This window comes from Streptomyces sp. NPDC029159 (genome assembly GCF_055564055.1).
In genome coordinates this window covers 261,929-283,601 of record NZ_JBVHWT010000004.1, presented here as the reverse complement: position 1 = coordinate 283,601, position 21,673 = coordinate 261,929, and the positions used below count along the sequence as shown (strand labels likewise).

Below are 21,673 nucleotides of genomic sequence, written 5' to 3'. Positions count from 1 at the left end.
TCGGGAGTACGCCGTGCCGCCGTACTTCGGCATCTGCGGACCGGGGTTCCCTCAGGGCGTGCCGTAAGGGATCCGGTCCTCGGCGGGTGCGCCGTGGGCGTCGCGTCCGGTGGACGGTACGACGCGACACCTACGGCGCCTCACCGTGGCTCAGTGCTTCGGCTCGGCGATCGGACGGTGGCTGTCCTTCGTCTCGATGCCGCCGTCGGCCGCAGCCGGGCGGTCGGTCGCCGTCGCGGCGTCGATGATCGGACGGTGGCTGTCCCGGGTCTGGACGGTCTCGGCCGCGTCCCTCGCCTGGAGGGGACGGTGGCTGTCCATGGGCAGGATCGGTCGATGGCTGTCCATCGGACGGATGGGACGGTGGCTGTCCATCGGGTGCACGGTGTCGTTGCTGTCTCCGTGCTGCGGATGCTGCGTGGTCATGGTGGCTCAACTCCTGTGTGTGGGCGCTGATGAATCCACTCGCCCGGCAACTCCCCCGTGGGCTGCCGGACGAGCGGACCAGGGCCGGACACCGTAGTGGTGGGGCCATGGGTGCCGAGCCGCTTGCCCCCCGAGGCGGCGGACCGGCATCCATGAGAGTGCCGGGTGGCGATGAACGATCGATAAACGCCCGAAAAGAAGCCTCTGACCTGCGGCTACGCGACGATCGCGGAGGGGATCAACGGCTGCCCGGCGCCGTTCCCGGGCACCGGGTGAGGCACCGGGCCATCCGTGGACAGGCCCAGCTGCTCGTGGATGGAGACGACCTCCTGCCAGCAGACCTTCGCCCGGCCGGTGTGCCCGATCTGGTCGAGGGCGTGCCCCAGGGTGCGCAGCACCTCCGCCCGCCAGCGCCGGCCGCCGATCCCACGCAGCGCGGCCAGCGCCTGCTCGGCGTGGTCGGCGGCGCTGGTCGGGCGGTGCGCGGCGAGATCGACCTCGGCGAGCCGCAGATACGCCATCGCTTCCCAGAACCGCTGGCGGCTGTCCCGGAAGATGGCCAGCGCCGCGAACAACTGCTCGGATGCCTCGTCCAGTTGCCCGGCCAGGGTGAGTGCCATGCCCAGGGCGTACATGCCGTTGCCGAGGCGGCGGGTGGCCCCGGCCTCCCGGTAGCAGCTGATGCCCTGCCGGGCGAGGCGGATGGCGCTGTCGATACGCCCGGTGTCCAGGTGGACGCGGGAGAGGTTGCAGAGCGCGCTGGCCTCGGACTGCTTGCTCTTGTTCTCCTGGAAGGCGAAGAGCGCCTGGTTGAGATATGCCTCCGCCTCCTCGTGCTGGTGGCGGATGCTGGCGATGATGCCGCGGTCGTTGGGGCCGTTGGACGAGGCGAACGGATCGCCCGCTGCCAGCCCGAGCAGCGTGGCCAGCTTGGCGTGTTCATCGGCTTCGGTGAGCCGTCCGAACTGGGTGCAGATCGGCGTGAGTGACCAGTGGACCCGCCCGGCGGCGCGCCGGTCGTCGGCCTCCAGCGCGGCGGCCAGCAGGACGTGGTTGGCCTGCTCGTACTGCCGGTTGTTGGCGCCGGACTCGGCCGTGTCGCGGGTGAGCAGCAGCAGGTCGACGGCGCGCCGCAGTCCGGCGGGACCGGTGTGCTGGAGGGCGCAGGGGATGATGCAGTGGGTCTCGCTGAAGAGCCAGCTCAGCGCCTCGGAGCGGTCGGCGAAGTCGAGGCCCGGGTAGTGCGGCGTCTCCACCTGGGTGACGAGGGCGTCGCCGGGCCGCTCCAGCGCGTACATCCGGATGGCGGTCGCCAGGTAGAAGTCCAGCAGCCGGGAGAGGGCCGCGTCCCGCTCCTCCGGCGGCTGCTCGTCCCGTTCGGCGCAGGAACGCGCGTAGAGCCGCACCAGGTCGTGGAAGCGGTACCGCCCCGGGGCGGCGGATTCCAGCAGGGAGGTGTCGACGAGGGATTCCAGCAGGTCCTCGGTGGTGTCGATGTCCATGCCGAGCAGTGCGGCGGCCGCGGCGAGCGAGAGGTCGGGGCCGTCGGCGAGGCCCAGCAGCCGGAAGGCGCGGGCCTGCTGCGGCTCCAGCTGGCCGTACCCCAGCTCGAAGGTGGCCTTGACCGCGAGGTCCCCGGCGCGCAGCTCGTCCAGGCGGCGGCGCTCGTCGGCGAGCTTGCGGGCGAGGAAGGCGACGGTCCAGGTGCGGCGGGCCGCCAGCCGGGAGGCGGCGATGCGGATGGCGAGCGGCAGGAAACCGCAGGCGCCGACGACGTCCATGGACGCCTCGCGCTCGGCGTTGACCCGCTCCTCGCCGACGATCCGGGTGAAGAGGGTGAACGCCTCCTCCGGGCTCATCACGTCCAGGTCGATGAGTTGCGCCCCGGCGAGGTCGATCATGCGGGTGCGGCTGGTGATCAGCGCGGCGCAGCCCTCGGTGCCGGGCAGCAGCGGGCGGACCTGGGCGGCGTCGCGGGCGTTGTCGAGCAGTGCGAGGACGCGGCGCCCGGCGAGCGTGGAGCGGTAGAGCGCGGCGCGTTCGTCGAGGCCGTCCGGGATGGATGTCTCCGGGGTGCCCAGGGCGCGCAGGAAGGCGCCGAGGACGGCCTCCGGCTCGACGGGGGTGCTCCCGGCGCCCTGGAGGTCGACGTAGAGCTGTCCGTCGGGGAAGCGGTGGTGGGCGGCGTGGGCGACGTGCACGGCGAGGGTGGTCTTGCCGACGCCGCCGATACCGGCGACCGCGGAGACCGCCATGATGTGCCCCTCGGCGGTGGCGAGCTGCTCGCTCAGCTCCGAGACGAAGGCGGCGCGGCCGGTGAAGTCCGGGACGGTGGCCGGGAGTTGCTGCGGGCGCAGCAGGACCGGCTCGCCCGGCCCGGACTCGGTGCCGGGCGCCGCGGTCGCGTCCAGCTCCGGGTCGGCGCGCAGGATGCGCTGCTGGAGTTCGGAGAGGGAGGCGCGCGGATCGACGCCCAGCTCCTCGGAGAGGAGGCGGCGGGTGTCGGCGTAGACGGCGAGGGCCTCGGCCTGCCGGCCGCTGCGGTACAGCGCGAGCATCAGCAGCTCCCGCAGGCGCTCGCGGAGCGGGTGCGCGGCGGTGAGCGAGGTCAGCTCGGAGACCACTTCGGTGTGGTGGCCCAGCTCCAGCTCCAGCTCCAGCCGGGACTCCAGCAGCGAGCGGCGCCATTCGTCGAGGCGGGTGCGCTGGTTCTCGGCGTACGGGCCGCCCAGACCGGCGAGCGGTTCGCCGTCCCACAGCGCCAGCGCGTCGTCGAGGAGTTGCCGGGCGCGCACGCGGTCGCCGGCCGCCTTGGCCTTCTCGGCCTCGGCGGCGTACTGCTCGGCGTGGTGGTGGTCGAGGTCGAGCGGCTCTCCGTCGGCCGTGCGGATCGCATAGCCGCCCGACTCGCTGACCAGCAGCGCGGCGTCGTCCCCCAGGGTCTTGCGGATGCGGGAGGCGTAGGTGCGCAGGGCGGCGAGTGCGGCGTGCGGCGGTTCCTCGCCCCAGAGGGCGTCGACGAGTTCGGCGGCGGTGGCGGTGTGGCCGCCGCGCAGCAGCAGCGCGGCGAGCAGTGCCCGTTGTTGCGGTGACCCGACCGCCAGCTTGTGCTCACCGCGCCACGCCCGCACGGGACCGAGCACGGTGAAGCGCAGTCGCTCCCGCCTCTGTCCCGGACCGTCGACCATGGTGACCCCCTGCCCCTGCCGTCTCTGTGCTGTGATGGTGCCGTTCCGCAGTGTGCGCAACGGTCAGTCTGCCTTGTCCCGGTGGCCCGCGTCAGTAGGGGGCCGGACCGTCCACAAACCCTCCTCGGCCGACGGGAGTCGCGCCGGAGCGGGCCCCGCCGGTGCGGAGCGCCGCGCTCCGCCGGATGCGCCCCTCGTGCGAGGGCGCGCGCACCGAACCGCCGTGCGCCACGCCCCTCCACCTTCTCTCCGCTTCCGCCCTGCCTCGCCCGATCTATGCATGTCCATGCCACTTCTTCACCGGTTGTTCGCACGTCGTACGCCATGCCTCTGGGGCACGAAACCCGCGCCCTTACGGGATCGGATCGCGCGACTGCACAACGTAACCCGCCGAACGCCGTGTGCGCACCCGCCTGTGGACGGCGTTCCGCCCCTCCAGAGTTACTGACGATCCGTCAGATCGGCGTTACCGTACCCCTCATGGAGACCCACGAGACCTTTCCCCGGATCATCTCGGTGGACGACCACACGGTGGAGCCGCCCGAGGTGTGGCAGGACCGACTCCCCGCGAAGTACCGCGACACCGGCCCGCGGATCGTGCGCGCCCCCGTCGCGCAGATGACCTTCGTCGGCGGGAAGTTCACCCCGAAGATGGGTGCCCCCGGCGACGACGGCCCGCCGGCCGACTGGTGGGTCTACGAGGACCTGCACCGCCCGCTGACCCGCCTCGACACCGCCGTCGGTCACCCCCGCGACGAGATACGTCTCGAAGGCATCACCTACGAGCAGATGCGACCCGGGTCGTTCCGCGTCCCCGAGCGGCTGGCCGACATGGACGTCAACCACGTCCAGTCCGCCCTCTGCTTCCCCACCTTCCCGCGCTTCTGCGGCCAGACGTTCACCGAGGCCAAGGACCGCGAACTGGGGTTGCTGGGGGTGCGCGCCTACAACGACTGGATGGTGGAGGAGTGGTGCGGCCCGCAATCACACGGACGGCTGATCCCGCTCACCCTCATCCCCCTCTGGGACCCGGAACTCGCCGCCGCCGAGGTCCGCCGCAACGCCGCCCGCGGCGTCCGTGCCGTCTGCTTCAGCGAGATCCCCCCGCACCTCGGGCTGCCCGGCATCCACACCGACCACTGGGACCCGTTCCTGCGCGCCTGCGACGAGACCGGCACGGTCGTCGCCATGCACATCGGCTCCTCCTCGAAGATGCCGTCCACCTCCGCCGACGCCCCGCCCGCCGTCGGCTCCACCATCACCTTCGCCAACTGCTGCTTCTCGATGGTCGACTGGCTGATGAGCGGCAAGTTCGACCGCTTCCCGAACCTCAGGATCATGTACGCCGAAGGCCAGATCGGCTGGATCCCGTACATCCTGGAGCGCGCCGACATCGTCTGGCAGGAGAACCGCGCCTGGGGCGGCGTCGCCGAAAAGGTCCTCCGCCCGCCCTCCGAACTCTTCGCCGACCACGTCTACGGCTGCTTCTTCGACGACGCGTTCGGGCTCCGCAACCTCGACTCGATCGGCGTCGGCAACGTCCTCTACGAGACCGACTACCCGCACTCCGACTCGACGTGGCCCCGCTCCCGCCAGGTGGCGGAGGAGCAGATGGGTCACCTGTCGGGGGACGTGGTGGAGCGGCTGGTCCGGGGGAACGCGATCGAACTGCTGGGGCTGACGGGGGAGGGGCTGTGGGGACCGTCGGCGTCGGGCGGGTGAGCCGGCGACGGGGTATGGGCCTCGGCCCGGCGTGAGCTTGTACCGGAGCCCGAGGGTCTTCTACGCGTCCGCCCGTGCCCGCCTGCCTCTTGCCCGGCGACGGCGGAGCCCCCACCATTGCCGCACCATCGAGATATGACGACTCGTCAGATGTGAGGTGCCGGATGGTGCGGGTGCTGCCCGAGGGGCGGTTGGCTTATGGGATGCAGTTGCCGGTGCAGGCGCAGAGCGGGGTGTTCGCGGAGGCGTGGGAGGCCGGGGCGGGGCCGGGGGATCTGGTGGCGGTGGCGCGGGCGGCGGACGCGTACGGGTTCGCGTATGTCGCCTGCTGTGAGCATGTGGCGATTCCGCGGCGGCTGGCCGGGGCGATGGGGACGGTCTGGTACGACCCGGTGGCCACGCTGGCGCATCTGGCGGCGGTCACCGAGCGGGTGCGGCTGCTGAGTCATGTCGCGGTGGTCGGGCTGCGGCATCCGCTGCTGTCGGCGAAGCAGTTCGCGACGCTCGACCGGCTCTCGGGCGGGCGGCTGATCATCGGGGTGGGCGCCGGGCACGTCCAGGAGGAGTTCGAGGCGCTCGGGGTGGACTTCGCGCGGCGCGGGGCGGTGCTCGACGAGACGGTGGACGCGCTGAAGGCGGCGCTGGGGCCCGAGGAGTTCGTCGCGTTCGCGGGGGAGCGGTTCGCGTTCTCGGAGCTGGGGCAGGCGCCGCGCCCGGTGCAGACGCCGCGGCCACCGGTGTGGGTGGGCGGCTCCTCGCCCGCGGCGGTACGGCGAGCCGCGGAGCGGGGGGACGGTTGGCTTCCGCAGGGTGATCGACGCCTCCAACTCAGGGAAAAAATAGGGGTGTTGAGGGGTTTGCGGGAGGCCGTCGGCGTGGTGGAGCCCGCGGAGATCGGGGCCATCACCGAGCCGCTGTACGTCGGTGAGCCCGGGTGGGACGTCGGGCGCCGGACGCTGAGCGGGGTGCCCGAGCGGATCGCCGCGTCGCTGCGGGAGTACCGGGAGATGGGCGTCGACCAGATCCAGGTCCGGTTCCGGTGCCGGGGGCGGGAGGAGCTGACGGACCAGATGGCGGCGTTCGGGACGGAGGTCGCGCCGCTCTTGGGGGAGTGAGGCGCCCGAACGCGGAGCCGGGCGCGGAACCGACTACGAAACCCACGTGAGGGGCTGGGCATGGGCAAGTTGGACGGGCGGGTCGTCGTCATCACCGGGGCGGCGCGCGGGCAGGGGGAGCAGGAGGCGCGGCTGTTCGTGGCCGAGGGGGCGCGGGTGGTGATCGGGGATGTGCTGGACGAACCCGGGGCGGCGCTCGCCGAGGAGCTGGGGGCGGACACCGCGCTCTACGTGCACCTGGACGTGATGCGGGAGGACGACTGGACGGCGGCCGTGGCGGCGGCGAAGGAGGCGTTCGGGAAGATCGACGGACTGGTCGCCAACGCCGGGATCCTGCGGTTCAACGCGCTGACCGCCACGCCGCTGGCGGAGTTCCTGGAGGTGGTTCAGGTCAACCAGGTCGGCTGCTTCCTCGGGATCCGTACCGTCGCGCCCGAGATCGCCGCGGCGGGCGGCGGCACCATCGTCAACACCGCCTCGTACACGGGCGTGACCGGCATGGCGTACGTCGGCGCGTACGCGGCGAGCAAGCATGCCGTGCTGGGGCTCACCCGGGTCGCCGCGCTGGAGCTGGCCGCCCAGGGGATCCGGGTGAACGCGGTGTGCCCGGGGGCGGTGGACACGGCGATGACCAACCCGGCGGCGCTCGATCCGGATGCCGACCCGGAGGCGTCGGCGCGGGCGGTGGACGCGCTCTGCCGGAAGCTGGTGCCGATGGGGCGGATCGGGCGGCCGGCGGAGGTGGCCCGGCTGGCGCTCTTCCTGACCTGCGACGACTCGTCGTACATCACCGGGCAGCCGTTCATCGTGGACGGCGGCTGGCTGGCGGGCGTCGGTCTCGGGTGAGGGGGCGGCGGCCCTATCTGACGCCCCATCAGCTATTGACCCCTGGTAGTGCCGGTGGAACAGTCTGCGCAGGCCCGTTTATCTGACGATGCGTCAGAAGCGGTGAGTCACCCGCACGGCCCGTCACCCAGCGGCGTCCTCGCGAAGCGGCGTCGGAAGAGACGTAAGGACGGTGAACCCCCGTGGAATTCGGGATCTTCGTACAGGGCTACGTCCCCGCCGCGCGCGCCGCGGCCGACCCCGAGGCCGAGCACCATGCGCTGATCGAGGAGACGGAGTACGTCATCCAGGCGGACCGCTCCGGCTTCAAATACGCCTGGGCCTCCGAACACCACTTCCTGGAGGAGTACTCCCACCTCTCCGCCAACGACGTCTTCCTCGGCTACCTCGCCCACGCGACGGAACGGATCCACCTCGGCTCGGGGATCTTCAACCCCCTCGCCCCGGTGAACCACCCCGTGAAGGTCGCCGAGAAGGTCGCCATGCTCGACCACCTCTCCGGCGGACGCTTCGAATTCGGCTCCGGACGCGGCGCGGGCAGCCACGAGATCCTCGGGTTCATGCCGGGCGTCACCGACATGAACCACACCAAGGAGCTGTGGGAGGAGACCATCGCGGAATTCCCCAAGATGTGGCTCCAGGACGAGTACGAGGGCTTTAGCGGAAAACACTGGCAACTCCCGCCCCGCAAGGTCCTCCCCAAGCCGTACGGCCCCTCCCACCCGGCCATGTGGTACGCCGCCGGGTCCCCCTCCTCGTACGCGATGGCCGCGCGCAAGGGGCTCGGCGTCCTCGGGTTCAGCGTGCAGAAGGTCGCCGACATGGAGTGGGTCGTCGACTCGTACAAGAGCGCCGTCAAGGACGCCGAACCCGTGGGGGACTTCGTCAACGACAACGTCATGGTGACCTCGACCGCGATCTGCGCCGAGACGCACGAGAAGGCCGTGCAGATCGCGGTGGGCGGCGGGCTCAACTACCTGCAATCACTGCTCTTCCGCTACCACGACACCTTCCCGCGGCCCGACGGCATCCCCGCCTGGCCCGAACTGCTCCCCGACTACACCGAGGAACTGATCGAGCTGCTGATCGCCGAGGAGCTGATGATCTGCGGCGACCCGGACGAAGTCCTCACCCAGTGCCGCCGCTGGGAGGCAGCAGGAGCCGACCAGCTCTCCTTCGGCCTGCCCATCGGCATCAGCCGGGACGACACGCTCACCACCATCGAGCTCATCGGCGAGCACGTCATCCCGCAGATCGACACGGACCCGGTGCACCGGACGGCACGCTTCCGCCAGGCGGGCGGCGCCTGACGGGAACGCCCGCGGGCGCCCGGCGCCCGACAACCGCGGCCCGCCGCCGCACGGCGCGCCCGCCCCGTCCGCGCGCCCCCACCCGCACGACGCCCCCGTATGCCGCACGACGACCCGTATGACGAGAAGGGAACCCGCCATGCTCGACCACCTCATCCAGGGCGCCACCGTCGTGGACGGCACCGGCGCGCCCCGCCACCTCGCCGACGTCGGCATCTTGGGCGGCCGCATCGCCACCGTCGCCCCACCGGGCACCGTCACCGCACCCGCCCGCACCACCGAGGACGCCACCGGGCTCGTCCTCACCCCCGGCTTCGTCGACCCGCACACCCACTACGACGCCCAGCTCTTCTGGGACCCGTACGCGACCCCGTCCCTCAACCACGGCGTCACCACCGTCGCCGGCGGCAACTGCGGCTTCACCCTCGCACCGCTCCACCCCGACCGGCCCGGCGACGCCGACTACACCCGCCGCATGATGAGCAAGGTCGAAGGCATGTCCCTGATCGCCCTCGAAGAAGGCGCCCCCTGGGACTGGCACGGCTTCGGCGACTACCTCGACGCCCTCGAAGGCCGCATCGCCGTCAACGCCGGATTCATGGTCGGCCACTGCGCCCTGCGCCGCCACGTCATGGGCCCCGACGCCATCGGCGGCCACCCCACCCCCGACCAGCTCGACGCCATGACCGCCCTCCTCCACGACGCCATGGACGCCGGCGCCTGGGGCCTGTCCACCACCCAGTCCTCGACCCACTCCGACGGCGACGGCGCCCCCGTCGCCTCCCGCCACGCCGACCGCGACGAACTCCTCGCCCTCTGCCGTGCCGTCGGAGAACACGAAGGAACCCAGATAGAAGCCATCGTCTCCGGCTGCCTCGACCGCTTCGACGACGACGAGATCGACCTCCTCGTCGCCATGACCGGCGCCGCCGGACGCCCCCTCAACTGGAACGTCCTCACCATCGACGCCGCCGTGCCCGACCGCGTCCCCCGCCAACTCGCCCCCAGCGCCCGCGCCCGCGCCGCCGGCGGCCGGATCGTCGCCCTCACCATGCCGATCCTCACCCCCATGAACATGTCCCTCGGCACGTTCTGCGCCCTCAACCTCATCCCCGGCTGGGGCGACATCCTCGGCCTGCCCCGCCCCGAACGCATCGCGAAACTCCGCGACCCCGACATCCGCGCCACCCTGCTGCGCCACGCCCACAGCGAGGAGGCCGGCGTCTTCCGCCGCCTCACCGACTTCGACCGCTACGTCATCGGCGACACCTACTCCGCCGCCAACGACGGGCTCAGCGGCCGCGTCGTCCGCGACATCGCCGCCGAACGCGGCCAGGACCCCTTCCACTGCCTCGTCGACATCTGCGCCCACGACGACCTGCGCACCGTCCTGTGGCCGATGCCCACCGACAACGACCCCGCCAGCTGGGCACTGCGCCGCGAGACCTGGCGCCACGAGGACGTCCTCCTCGGCGGCTCCGACGCCGGCGCCCACCTCGACCGGATGTGCGGCGCCCCCTACACCACCCGCTTCCTCGGCGACTGCCTGCGCGGCCGGAAACTCGTCGGCCTGGAGGAAGCCGTCCGGATGCTCACCGACGACCCGGCCCGCCTCTTCGGCCTCCGCGAACGCGGCCGCATCGCCGAGGGCCACCACGCCGACCTCGTCCTCCTCGACCCGGAAACCATCGACGCCGGGCCCGCCACCCTCGTCCACGACCTGCCCGGCGACAGCCCCCGCCTCGACTCGAAGGCCCAGGGCGTTGTCAGCGTCCGCGTCAACGGCGTCGAGACCATCCGCGACGACACCGTCACCGGCGCCGTACCCGGCACCGTCCTGCGCTCCGGCCGCCACACCGCCACGGTGAGCACCCGATGACCGCGGCCCCGGAGCAGCTCTTCATCGGCGGCCGGTGGACCGAGCCCGACGGCGGACACCACGACGTTGTCGACCCGGCCACCGAGGAGACCGTCGGCCGGGCACCCGAGGCATCCACCGCACAGGTCCGCGCCGCCACCGAGGCCGCCCGCGAAGCCTTCGGCCCCTGGTCGCGCACCACCCCCGAACTCCGCGCCCGCGTCCTCGACCACACCGCCCGGCTGCTGCGCGAACGCCTCGCCCCGTACGCCGAACTCGCCCAACGCGAGAGCGGCGCCACCACCGCCACCGCCCGCGCTCTGCAGGTCGGCGTGGCCGCGGCCCGCTTCGCGCGGTACGCCCGCGGCGCCCTGGAACCCGTCGAGACCCCGCTGCCACCGCAGGTCAACCCGGCCGGACCGATGGGGAAGGCCGCGGTCATCGGCGCCTACGCGGCCCGCCGCCCGGTCGGCGTCGTCGCCTGCATCACCTCGTACAACAACCCCTGGGCCAACCCCGCCGGCAAGATCGCCCCGGCGCTGGCCATGGGCAACACCGTCGTCGTCAAACCCGCCCCGCAGGACCCGCTCTCCGTCTACCGCCTCGCCGAGACGCTCCAGGAGGCGCTGGACGAGGCGGGCGCGCCGCCCGGCGTGGTCAACGTCGTCTCCGGCACCTCCGCGGAGGTGGGCGCGGCGGCCGTGGCGGCGCCGGAGACCGACATGGTCAGCTTCACCGGCTCCACCGCCGTCGGCCGTACCATCGCCGAGGAGTGCGGCCGCGGCATGAAACGCCAGCTCATGGAGTTGGGCGGCAAGGGCGCCGCGCTGGTCTTCGACGACCTCGACGACGCCGGGCTGGACGCCGCCGTCGCCGGCATCGGCACCACCTTCTCCTTCTACAGCGGCCAGATCTGCACCGCCCCGACCCGCGTCCTCGTCCAACGCCCCCTCCACGACCGGCTGGTCGACCGCCTCGCCCGCTACGCGCGCCGCCTGCCCGTCGGCGACCCGCGGGCCCGGGGCACCGTCGTCGGCCCGGTCATCTCCGCCGCCCACCGCGACCGCGTCGAGTCCTACCTCGCCCTGGGCCGCGCCGAGGGGGCCCGGCTCGTCACCGGCGGGGAGCGCCCGCACGGCCCGGACACGGCGCGCGGTTTCTACGTCGCGCCCGCGCTCTTCGCCGACTGCACGCCCGGGATGCGGATCGTGCGGGAGGAGATCTTCGGGCCGGTCGTGGTGGTGCTGCCCTTCGACGACGAGGAGGAGGCGGTGGCGCTCGCCAACGACAGCGACTACGGGCTGCTGGACTACGTCTGGTCCGGCGACGCGGCGCGCGCCTTCCGGGTGGCGGCGCGGCTGCGTGCCGGTGGCGTCGGCGTCAACACCGTGGGCCGCAACATGGAGGCGCCGTTCGGCGGCTTCAAACAGAGCGGCGTGGGCCGCGACGTCGGCTCGTACGCGCTGCACGCCTACAGCGAGGTGCAGTCGGTGGTATGGACGGGGTGAGGCGCGGGTGAGGCGCCCCGGGCGGGCCGGCCGGCGGGCTTTCCCAGGGGCGGCCGGTGGGGCTTTCCGGGGTGGGCCGGTGGCGGTGGCGCGGAGGGGGCCACGTGGTGGCCGGGAGGCGTCCGGAAGTCGGACGGGAAATTTTTGAAAGGGGTAAATCGGGCGCTGCTGCGGTTACCGCACGGCGGGCCGAGGAGCCCCCAAGGCGCTGACTTGAAGGTTCAAACGGGATTCGCCATTTCATTACGCGACTGAAGCGCGATGTGCGGTTGCATAATGAAGGTGGCGCCGTGCCACCGATAAGCGGATTTCAGCCATCCGGATACGGAAACAGCAGCACTTAACGTCCTGTTCATGGTTCAGGTAGACCCCCGGCCCCAGACCGGAGACACGGTAACGAGCGTCCCCGCCACCGGCGGAGAAGCCCGTAAGGACACCCGCGGCAAGGGCTTGAGCGGCAACTCCGTCGGCCTGCTCGGCAGCGCGGTCATCGGCGTCTCCACCGTCGCCCCCGTCTACTGCCTCACCTCCACCCTCGGCCCCACCGCCGGAGAGGTCGGCCTCCAGATGCCGGCCATCTTTCTGGCAGGGTTCCTGCCGATGCTGCTGGTCGCCTTCGCCTACCGCGAGCTGAACAAGGCGGTCCCCGACTGCGGCACCTCCTTCACCTGGACCGTCAAGGCGTTCGGCCCCCGCATCGGCTGGATGTGCGGCTGGGGCCTGGTGATCGCGACGATCATCGTGCTCTCCAACCTCGCCGGCGTCGCCACCTCGTTCTTCTACCTGCTGCTCGGCGAACTCACCGGTAGCCAGGCCATCGCCGACCTCGACGGCAACAAGGCCGCCCACATCCTCACCTGCCTCGCCTTCATCGCCGTCGCCACCGCCATCAGCTACCGCGGCATGACCGCCACCAAAGGCGTGCAGTACGCCCTCGTCGGCCTCCAACTCGCCGTACTCGCCGTCTTCATCGTCATGGCCGTCGTCAAGGCACGCTCCGGCGCATTCGCCGGATCCCTCCACTTCTCCTGGACCTGGCTCGATCCCTTCGCCGTCCAGTCCTTCTCCGCCTTCACGGCCGGACTCTCCCTCTCGATCTTCATGTTCTGGGGCTGGGACACCTGCCTGACCGTCAACGAGGAGACCGCCGGCAGCGCCAAGACCCCCGGCCGCGCCGCGCTCCTCGCGATGCTCGTCCTCATCGGCTCGTACCTGCTGACCGCCATCGCCGCCCAGATGTACTCCGGCGTCGGCGACAAGGGCCTCGGCCTCGGCAACCCGCAGACCGCCGACAACGTCTTCGCCGCCCTTGCCGACCCCGTCATGGGCACCGCCCTCGGCGTGCTGCTGTTCGTCGCCGTCCTCGCCTCGGCCGCCGCCAGCCTCCAGACCACGTTCATCCCCGTGGCCCGCACCGTCCTCGCGATGAGCGCGTACGAGGCGCTGCCGCCGTCCTTCGCCCGTATCCACCCGCGCTTCCGGTCACCGGGCCGCGCCACCGTCGCCGCGGGCATCGCCACCGGCGTCTTCTACGCCGTGATGAGCCTCCTCAGCGAGAACGTCCTCATCGACACCATCTACGCCCTCGGCCTCATGATCTGCTTCTACTACGCGATCACGGCCTTCGCCTGCGCCTGGTACTTCCGCCGTGACCTGCGCACCTCCGTCCGCGACCTGTTCTTCAAGGGCGTCTTCCCGACCCTCGGCGGGATCCTGCTGACCGCCGTCTTCACCAAGACCCTCACCGACATGTGGAACCCGGCCTACGGCTCGGGCAGCTCGGTGTTCGGCGTGGGCTCGGTGTTCGTCATCGGGGTGGGGCTGCTGGCCCTCGGGCTCGTGCTGATGCTCGTCATGCAGCGGCGGAGCCCGGCGTTCTTCCGGGGGGAGGTGTTGGGGCGGGGGACGCCGGTGTTGGTGGTGGAGGAGTAGGGGGCGGGGCCCCTCCCCCTCCCCCTCCCGCCCCACCCACCCCGCCCCTCACCCACCCCACCCCCGGGCAGCATCGACTGCCACCCGCCCTCACCCCACCCCTCACCCCACCCCCAAGAACACCGGATTGGTCAGCGCCACCATCCGCCCCGGCGTCCCGGGGTCCGCGCCCGGACGCCGTACCTCCGCACGTATATACGCGGCCCGCGCCGAGCTGGTGGTCCACGTGACGGTGGCCGGGCCGCCGGGCGGTATCGGGGCGCTGTGGAGCTTGCCCTGGTCCGTGTGGAAGGAGGCGGTGCAGCCGGGCGCCCCGGAGACGGTGAGGCGGACGGTGGCGGCTGCGCCGCCGGGCAGCAGCAGGCGCTCGCCGATGCCCGCGTGTTCGCCGTGGGGGCCGCTGACGTCGAAGGACAGGTCGATGTCGGCGGATTCGGCGATCCACACCCGGCCCGCCCGTATGCCGTCCTGGAGGGCGTGGCGGGAGAGGTCGTCGGCGAGGACGACGGTCTGGGGCAGGCCGATGACGTCGGGGTCGCGGTGCGCGTCGCTGTGGCCGACGGCGGGCAGCCACCGGGGGCGGTCGCCCCGGGCGTGCTCCACCAGGGCGCTGTCCCAGGCGGCGAGCGCGGTCTCGTCCTCGGCGGTGTACGGGCCGTTCCACACCTCCACCGCGTCGGCGCCGTCGAGGCCGAACTTCCAGGAGCAGCCGATGCACGAGGCGTACGGGTGCGCGGGGATGGCCAGCCCGCCGGCCCGGTGGACGGCCCGTGCGTAGGCGCCGGGGGCCGTGTCGCGGGCGCGGCGCCGCCAGTCGAGGAATGCGCCGGGGTCGGTGCCGAGCGCCACGAGGTGGCCGTTGCGGGTGGTGATCTCCTCGCCGGTGAGAATCAGCAGGTCGTCGCCCCACAGGCCCTCCCACGCGCGGTGCGAGGACGTGGTGTTGTGCTCGGAGGTGTTGAGGAAGTCCAGGCGCGCGGCGCGGGCCAGCGCGGCGATCTCGGCGGGGGTGCGCCGCCCGTCGGAATGGACGGAGTGGATATGGCCGTCCCCGCGGTACCAGGCGCGGCCGCGGCCCCGGGCGCGCTCGGGCGGGTACACCGGCGGCGGGGTGCGCCCGGGGTCGCCGAGGCGCAGCGTCACGGTGATCTCGTAGGTCAGGCCCTGCGGCGCGAGGGTGTACGGGGCGAGCGCGAGGTGCCAGGTGCCGGGGTGCACGGGGCCGGGGAGGTAGCCGGGGGTGGCGTCGTCGGCGCGGAGGAAGAAGGTGCTGCGGGCGCCGCCGGACCAGCCGCGGAAGCCCCGGCCGCCGGGGGCGGTGCCGCGTTCGTCGAAGATGCCGATGTCGCAGGCGTTGCCGACGGTGCCGTCGGGGACGTCGGGCCGGTCGTAGCGGTAGGACACGGCGATCTCCCGGACGCCGGGCGGGATCTCGACCGGTACGTACACATGGTCCGGTGTGCCGGGCGGCAGATGACCGCCGACCGTGCGGGTCAGCGTGGCGCCGCCGGCACCGCTGCCGCCGGACGCGGGTGCCGCGGCGGCGAAGCGTACGGGCCCGAGGGCCAGGGCCCCGGCCGTGCCCGTGGCCGCGGAGAGTTTGAGTACCTCGCGCCGTTCCATTCCCGCCCCCTGATCTCGCTCCGATGCCCGTGCACCGACCCGCGCGGCGGCCCGTCGCCGGGCCGGACCGCGCCGTCGCCGCGGCGTGTGTGGCGCCGCGTGAAAACTGTTCTACGCGGGTGTGACACGGTGGGAAAGGGCTGTGGATAACTCGCGGACGGTGAGGCAACATGCGCTGACCGACACGGTTCACACGGAGGTGCGCGCGGATGCGGATCGCGACCACGATCTTCCTTACCGACGAGACGATCCGGCCCGACCGCCTGGCCAGAGAGCTGGAGCAGCGCGGCTTCCACGGCCTCTACCTTCCCGAGCACACCCACATCCCGGCGGCCCGGGATACCCCCGCGCCCATGGGGGAGCCGCTGCCCGACGAGTACGGCCGCTGCCTCGACCCGTTCGTCGCGCTGGGCCAGGCGGCCGCCGTCACCGAGGAGCTGCGGCTGGGCACCGGCATCACCCTCGTCGCCCAGCACGACCCCATCGACCTGGCGAAGCGGATCGCCACCCTCGACTTCCTCTCCGGCGGCCGCTTCACCCTCGGCGTCGGCCTCGGCTGGAACGTCGAGGAGGCCGCCGACCACGGGGTGCGCTGGTCCACCCGCCGGGACCTGGTCCGCGACCGGATGGCGCTGATGCGGGCCCTGTGGGCACCGGAACCCACCGCCTACGAGGGCCCGTTCGGCTCCGTGCGCGCCTCGTTCGCCCACCCCAAACCGGCCGGTGGCGCGCCCCGCGTCCTGCTCGGCGGCGCCGCCGGGCCCCGGCTCTTCGCCGATCTCACCACCTACGCCGACGGCTGGCTGCCCATCGGCGGCCACGGTCTCGGCGAGGCGCTGCCCGCGCTGCGTACGGCGTGGACGGCCGCGGGGCGCACCGGTGAGCCCGCCGTGGTGCCGTACGCGGTCCGCCCCACGCCCGGCAAGCTGGCCCACTACCGGGACCTCGGCATCGGCGAGGTGGTGCTGCAACTGCCGCCCGCCGCCGAGCCGGAGGTGCTGCGGACCCTCGACGACTACGCGCAGTACCTCTGAGGCGGCGGTGCGCCACCACCGGGCCGCGCGCCCGGCGGCGCGTCCTAGGACCACCGCCCGACCCTCCCGCCCCGGGAGCCCCGACCGTGGACCGATCCGCCGCCGTACGGCCGGGCGTACCGTCGAAGACACGGGGTGCTTCCGTACGGGGCGGGCACGACGGCCGTCCCGTACGGGAGGCGGCCCCGCCCGGTAGTCCGCGGCCCCTAGGAGATGACCATGCCGCAGCTCGACCACACGATCGTCCACAGCACCGACCGGTTCGCCTCCGCCCGTTTCCTCACGGAGCTGCTCGGCGCCCCCGAGCCCCGCGCGTACGGACCGTTCGCCGCCGTCACCCTCGACAACGGCGTCGTCCTCGACTTCGCGGAACATGTCGCACCCGGTGGGGACTTCGTCCCGACGCACTACGCGTTCCTGGTGACGGAGGACGAGTTCGACGAGATCTTCGGCCGGATAAAGGACAGGAACCTTCCCTATTGGGCCGATCCCCGGCATACGAACCCGCAGGCCATCAACCACCACGACGGCGGCCGCGGCGTGTACATCGACGACCCCGACGGGCACGCCATGGAGTTCATAACGCGTAAGTACTCGGAGGCTCTGCTCACAGGTTTGCAGTGATCTTGTTCCGGTGTCGGTGTGCGCTCGTATGCTCGGAGGATGACTTCCAGCGCGCAGGTACCTGACCAGGGATCACACCGCTCACACGCGCCGTCGGCGGGCGGCACGGAGCCCTCCGCACCGCCCGCCGCGAACGCCGTCCGCCGCGCCCTGCGCCGGGCCCGTGACGGCGTCGCGCTGGACGCCGGCGAGGCGGCGGTCCTCCTCCAGCTCCGCGGCGACGACCTCAAGGACCTGTGCGCGAGCGCGGCCCGGGTGCGGGACGCGGGTCTGGAGGCCGCGGGACGGCCCGGCGTCATGACGTACTCCCGTGGGGTGTTCATCCCGCTCACCCGGCTGTGCCGCGACAAATGCCACTACTGCACGTTCGTCACCGTCCCCGGCAAGCTGCGCCGCGACGGCCACGGCATGTTCATGTCGCCGGAAGAGGTGCTCGACATCGCCCGCCGCGGCGCCGAGATGGGCTGCAAGGAGGCCCTGTTCACGCTCGGGGACAAGCCTGAGGACCGCTGGCCCGAGGCCCGCGAGTGGCTGGAGGCGCACGGCTACGACGACACCATCTCCTACCTGCGCGCCATGGCCATCAGGGTCCTGGAGGAGACCGGGCTGCTGCCCCACCTCAACCCCGGCGTGATGTCGTGGACGGACTTCCAGCGTCTCAAGCCGGTGGCGCCCTCCCTGGGCATGATGCTGGAGACGACGGCGGAGCGGCTGTGGAGCGAGCCGGGCGGTCCGCACCACGGCTCACCCGACAAGGACCCGGCCGTCCGGTTGCGTGTCCTGGAGGACGCCGGCCGCTCCAACGTCCCCTTCACCACCGGCCTGCTGATCGGCATCGGTGAGACCTATGAGGAGCGTGCCGACTCCCTCTTCGCGCTGCGCCGCATCCAGCGCTCCTACCACGGCATCCAGGAACTGATCATGCAGAACTTCCGCGCCAAGCCGGACACGGCCATGCGCGGGATGCCGGACGCCGAACTGGAGGAGCTGGCCGCGACGATCGCGGTGGCCCGGCTCATCATGGGCCCCTCGACCCGTATCCAGGCGCCTCCCAACCTTGTTGACGGCGAGTACGAGATGCTCATCGGCGCGGGCATCGACGACTGGGGCGGCGTCTCACCGCTCACCCTCGACCACGTGAACCCCGAGCGTCCCTGGCCGCAGATCGACGAGCTCACCGAGCGCACCGCCGCCGCCGGCTTCACCCTGCGCGAACGGCTGCCCATCTACCCCGAGTTCCTCCAACGAGGCGAGCCCTGGCTCGACCCCCGGCTGCTCCCGCACGTCCGCGCCCTCGCCGACCCGGAGACGGGCCTGGCGGACGAGGACGCCCCCGTCGTGGGCCGCCCCTGGCAGGAGCCCGACGAGGGCTTCTCGCTCGCCCCCTCCGGCCGCACCGACCTGCACCGCACCATCGACACCGAGGGCCGCACCGGCGACCGCCGCGACGACTTCGACAACGTCTACGGCGACTGGGAGGCGCTCCGCGAGGCCGCCGCCCCCGGGATGGCACCGTCCCGCATCGACGCCGACGTCCGCGACGCCCTCAAGCAGGCGGCCGACGACCCGACGCGGCTCACCGACGCGCAGGCGCTCGCCCTGCTGCACGCCGACGGCCCGGCCCTCGACGCGCTCTGCACGATCGCCGACGAGCTGCGCCGCGACACCGTCGGCGACGACGTCACGTACATCGTCACCAGGAACATCAACTTCACCAACGTCTGCTACACCGGCTGCCGGTTCTGCGCCTTCGCGCAGCGCCGCACCGACGCCGACGCCTACACCCTCTCCCTGGATCAGGTCGCCGACCGCGCCCAGCAGGCGTGGGACGTCGGCGCGGTCGAGGTGTGCATGCAGGGCGGTATCCACCCCGATCTGCCCGGCACGGCGTACTTCGACATCGCGCGCGCCGTCAAGGAACGCGTCCCGGGGATGCACGTCCACGCCTTCTCGCCCATGGAGGTCGTCAACGGCGCCACCCGCACCGGCCTGTCCATCCGGGACTGGCTGGCCGAGGCGAAGGCCGCCGGGCTCGACACCATCCCCGGCACCGCCGCGGAGATCCTCGACGACGAGGTCCGCTGGGTCCTCACCAAGGGCAAGCTGCCCACCGCCACCTGGGTCGAGGTCATCAAGACCGCCCATGAGCTGGGCATCCGCTCGTCGTCGACGATGATGTACGGCCATGTCGACCAGCCACGGCACTGGCTGGGCCATCTGCGGCTGCTGGCCGACATCCAGAAGTCGGCGCGGGAGAAGGGCGTCGAGGGCTTCACGGAGTTCGTCACCCTGCCGTTCATCCACACCAACGCCCCGGTCTACCTCGCGGGCATCTCCCGCCCCGGCCCCACCACCCGCGACAACCGCGCGGTGACGGCCATGGCGCGGCTGCTGCTCCACCCGTACATCACCAACATCCAGACCAGCTGGGTCAAGCTCGGTACGGAGGGCGCCGCCGAGATGCTCCGCTCCGGCGCCAACGACCTGGGCGGCACCCTCATGGAGGAGACCATCTCCCGGATGGCGGGCTCCAGTTACGGCTCCTACCGCTCCATCCAGGACCTGCTGGCCATCGCCGACGCCGCGGGCCGCCCGGCCCGCGCCCGCAACACCACGTACGGCCCGGTGCCCGAGGAGCGGCAGCGCGCCGCGCACGCCTCGGACGGCCATCTGCCGGAGCTGCTGCCCGTCCTCGACTGAGACGGACGGCGGTACGGCGGCGGGGCGCCCGGCGGGATGCGGGGCGCCCCTCGCCGGGCGCCCGCGTGCCCTAGGGCGGCGCGCCCCCGTCGCACTCCGTCTCGTGCTGGAGGATGCACTGCTGCCACTGCGCGAGCGCCTGCGCGCGGTCACCGCCGGAGTCCTGGGCGGCGGTGATCAGCGCGTCCGCGGCCATGGCCGCCAGCCGGACCGCGACATGGCAGACATCGCGGTGCGGGAGCGGCCGGAGAAGTTCCACCGCGCCGTCGCTGTCGCCGGAGAGCGCGGTGGCGACGACGGCCATGGTGGTGCGGTCCCACTCGTACTCGGACATGCGGTGAGCATGCCCACCCCGGCCCGCCACCACCTTCGAACTCCCCCCTGAACCTGGCCCATCGCCCGGGATCCCGCCCCCACCTGCGCGTTCATCCGGCGCATCGGCCCGCTGCGGCCGGTCGGTACGGAGGTCTCGGGCGGACGCGCACCGATCGGGAGCGGACCGATCAAAAGCCGCCAGATGTGCGTCTTGTGGCATTCCGTTCCTGTCCTTAACCGCTCCATCACGGTCGATTACAGTGCTGCGCCAGGGGGTCCGTACGGGGCCGACGGGCGTGATGGGCTTCGGGAGGGCACAGTGAGCGCAGCGGCAGGCACCACCGCCATCTGGGGCCGCGCCGAACAGCAGGACTTCCGCAGCCGGGTCCGCGGCTGCCTGCTCGGCGGCGCGATCGGCGACGCGCTCGGCGCCGGCGTCGAGCCCGACTCCCTGGACGCCATCCGCGAGGCCCACGGCCAGGAAGGCGTCACCGACTTCGTCCCCGCCTTCGGGCGCCGCGGCGCGGTCACCGACGACACCCAGATGACGCTGTTCACCGTCGACGGCCTGATCCGCGCCCAGGTCCGCCGCGACACCGGCGCCTGGCACCCGCCCACCGACGTGCACCGCGCCTACCTGCGCTGGGCCGCCACCCAGCGCGACTGGGGACCGGACGAGCGCAAGGAGGACGACGGCTGGCTGGCCCGCGAGGAGTGGCTGTACGCCCGCCGCGCACCGGGCCGCGACTGCCTCACCGGCCTCGGCGACGACACCATGGGCACCCTGGACAAGCCGAAGAACCCCGACTCCAAAGGGTGCGGCGCCGTGATGCGCTCCGCACCGTTCGGTCTGCTCGTCGGCTGGGAGCCGCAGCTCGTCTTCCAACTCGCCGTCGAATGCGCCGCCCAGACCCACGGCCACCCCACCGGCTACCTCGCGGCCGGCGCCTTCGCCGTCATCAGCCACGCCCTGGCCCGCGGCGACGACCTCGACAGCGCCGTCCAGAAGGCCCTCGCCCACCTCGCCACCCGCCCCGACCACGAGGAGACCACCGAGGCCCTCAAGCGCGCGCTCGGCGCCGTCCGCCAGGGCATGCCGACGGCCGCCCGGGTCGCCTCGCTCGGCGAGGGCCGCACGGCCGAGGAAGCCCTCTCCATAGGCGTCTACTGCGCACTCGTCGCCGAGGACGTCCGCCACGGCCTGCTGCTCGCCGTCAACCACGGCGGCGGCAGCGACTCCACCGGCGCCATCTGCGGCAACCTCCTCGGCACCCTGCACGGCGAGACCGCACTGCCCCCGGTCTGGCTGGTCGAGCTGGAGGGCCGCGACACCATCCTCCAACTCGCCGACGACTTCGCCCTGGAGATGACCCAGGGCCCCGCCCTGCACGGCCCCGCCGGCTCCGCCCCGGGGTGGCTCGCCCGGTACCCACGGGCCTGACGGGCACCGGGGGAGCGGCCACCGGCCCCGA

General features: G+C 72.5%; 15 protein-coding genes. 11 read left to right on the top strand and 4 right to left on the bottom strand.

All coding sequences use genetic code 11. The features are described 5' to 3' along the window. Nucleotides 1-150: 150 nt before the first annotated feature. Nucleotides 151-426 carry a laminin G gene (locus ACZ4U4_RS10860; protein WP_467871548.1) on the bottom strand — a complete coding sequence of 92 codons (276 nt, stop codon included), beginning with the start codon at nucleotides 424-426 and terminating at the stop codon, nucleotides 151-153. A 215-nt stretch (nucleotides 427-641) separates the two neighbouring features. After that, entirely contained in the window at nucleotides 642-3,614 is a 2,973-nt protein-coding gene (gene afsR, locus ACZ4U4_RS10855; protein ID WP_467871545.1) for an SARP-family global regulator AfsR, read from the bottom strand. 480 nt (nucleotides 3,615-4,094) lie between these two features. On the opposite strand from afsR, the gene ACZ4U4_RS10850 reads away from it, so the two are divergent. The 7 genes from ACZ4U4_RS10850 to ACZ4U4_RS10820 all read left to right on the top strand — a co-directional run bounded on the left by ACZ4U4_RS10850 (nucleotide 4,095) and on the right by ACZ4U4_RS10820 (nucleotide 13,905). Beyond that, complete coding sequence (locus tag ACZ4U4_RS10850) at nucleotides 4,095-5,336, top strand: amidohydrolase family protein (RefSeq protein ID WP_467871543.1); 1,242 nt, start codon at nucleotides 4,095-4,097, stop codon at nucleotides 5,334-5,336. A gap of 164 nt (nucleotides 5,337-5,500) precedes the next feature. Then, on the top strand, nucleotides 5,501-6,451 hold the full coding sequence (locus ACZ4U4_RS10845; RefSeq protein ID WP_467871540.1) for a TIGR03619 family F420-dependent LLM class oxidoreductase: 951 nt from the start codon (nucleotides 5,501-5,503) through the stop codon (nucleotides 6,449-6,451). Between the two features lie 60 nt (nucleotides 6,452-6,511). Beyond that, the gene (locus tag ACZ4U4_RS10840; protein WP_467871537.1) at nucleotides 6,512-7,297 is read left to right on the top strand and encodes an SDR family NAD(P)-dependent oxidoreductase; all 786 of its coding nucleotides are present in this window, start codon (nucleotides 6,512-6,514) and stop codon (nucleotides 7,295-7,297) included. 182 nt (nucleotides 7,298-7,479) lie between these two features. Next, nucleotides 7,480-8,607 carry an LLM class flavin-dependent oxidoreductase gene (locus tag ACZ4U4_RS10835; RefSeq protein ID WP_467871531.1) on the top strand — a complete coding sequence of 376 codons (1,128 nt, stop codon included), beginning with the start codon at nucleotides 7,480-7,482 and terminating at the stop codon, nucleotides 8,605-8,607. 139 nt (nucleotides 8,608-8,746) lie between these two features. Then, nucleotides 8,747-10,486, top strand: a complete 1,740-nt coding sequence (locus tag ACZ4U4_RS10830; protein ID WP_467872090.1) for an N-acyl-D-amino-acid deacylase family protein — start codon at nucleotides 8,747-8,749, stop codon at nucleotides 10,484-10,486. Further along, complete coding sequence (locus tag ACZ4U4_RS10825; protein WP_467871529.1) at nucleotides 10,483-11,973, top strand: aldehyde dehydrogenase family protein; 1,491 nt, start codon at nucleotides 10,483-10,485, stop codon at nucleotides 11,971-11,973. Before ACZ4U4_RS10830 ends, ACZ4U4_RS10825 begins: the two co-directional genes overlap by 4 nt. Nucleotides 11,974-12,327: 354 nt before the next feature. Next, nucleotides 12,328-13,905: an APC family permease gene (locus ACZ4U4_RS10820; RefSeq protein ID WP_467871526.1), complete on the top strand. Its 1,578-nt coding sequence runs from the start codon at nucleotides 12,328-12,330 to the stop codon at nucleotides 13,903-13,905. Nucleotides 13,906-14,007: 102 nt separating this feature from the next. On the opposite strand, the gene ACZ4U4_RS10815 is transcribed toward ACZ4U4_RS10820, so the two are convergent. Next, on the bottom strand, nucleotides 14,008-15,528 hold the full coding sequence (locus ACZ4U4_RS10815) for a CehA/McbA family metallohydrolase (protein WP_467871524.1): 1,521 nt from the start codon (nucleotides 15,526-15,528) through the stop codon (nucleotides 14,008-14,010). A gap of 209 nt (nucleotides 15,529-15,737) precedes the next feature. Between ACZ4U4_RS10815 and ACZ4U4_RS10810 the strand changes: the two genes are divergently transcribed. The 3 genes from ACZ4U4_RS10810 to ACZ4U4_RS10800 all read left to right on the top strand — a co-directional run bounded on the left by ACZ4U4_RS10810 (nucleotide 15,738) and on the right by ACZ4U4_RS10800 (nucleotide 19,886). Next, on the top strand, nucleotides 15,738-16,562 hold the full coding sequence (locus ACZ4U4_RS10810; RefSeq protein ID WP_467871522.1) for a TIGR03619 family F420-dependent LLM class oxidoreductase: 825 nt from the start codon (nucleotides 15,738-15,740) through the stop codon (nucleotides 16,560-16,562). Nucleotides 16,563-16,781: 219 nt separating this feature from the next. Continuing rightward, nucleotides 16,782-17,186 (top strand): VOC family protein, encoded by a 405-nt coding sequence (locus tag ACZ4U4_RS10805; RefSeq protein ID WP_467871519.1) that lies wholly within the window; start codon nucleotides 16,782-16,784, stop codon nucleotides 17,184-17,186. A 39-nt stretch (nucleotides 17,187-17,225) separates the two neighbouring features. After that, the gene (locus ACZ4U4_RS10800) at nucleotides 17,226-19,886 is read left to right on the top strand and encodes a bifunctional FO biosynthesis protein CofGH (protein ID WP_467871516.1); all 2,661 of its coding nucleotides are present in this window, start codon (nucleotides 17,226-17,228) and stop codon (nucleotides 19,884-19,886) included. A gap of 70 nt (nucleotides 19,887-19,956) precedes the next feature. Here the strand turns inward: ACZ4U4_RS10800 and ACZ4U4_RS10795 are convergent, their stop codons facing one another. Further along, the gene (locus ACZ4U4_RS10795) at nucleotides 19,957-20,220 is read right to left on the bottom strand and encodes a hypothetical protein (RefSeq protein ID WP_467871513.1); all 264 of its coding nucleotides are present in this window, start codon (nucleotides 20,218-20,220) and stop codon (nucleotides 19,957-19,959) included. 300 nt (nucleotides 20,221-20,520) lie between these two features. Between ACZ4U4_RS10795 and ACZ4U4_RS10790 the strand changes: the two genes are divergently transcribed. Further along, nucleotides 20,521-21,642 (top strand): ADP-ribosylglycohydrolase family protein, encoded by a 1,122-nt coding sequence (locus ACZ4U4_RS10790; RefSeq protein ID WP_467871510.1) that lies wholly within the window; start codon nucleotides 20,521-20,523, stop codon nucleotides 21,640-21,642. Nucleotides 21,643-21,673: the final 31 nt, after the last annotated feature.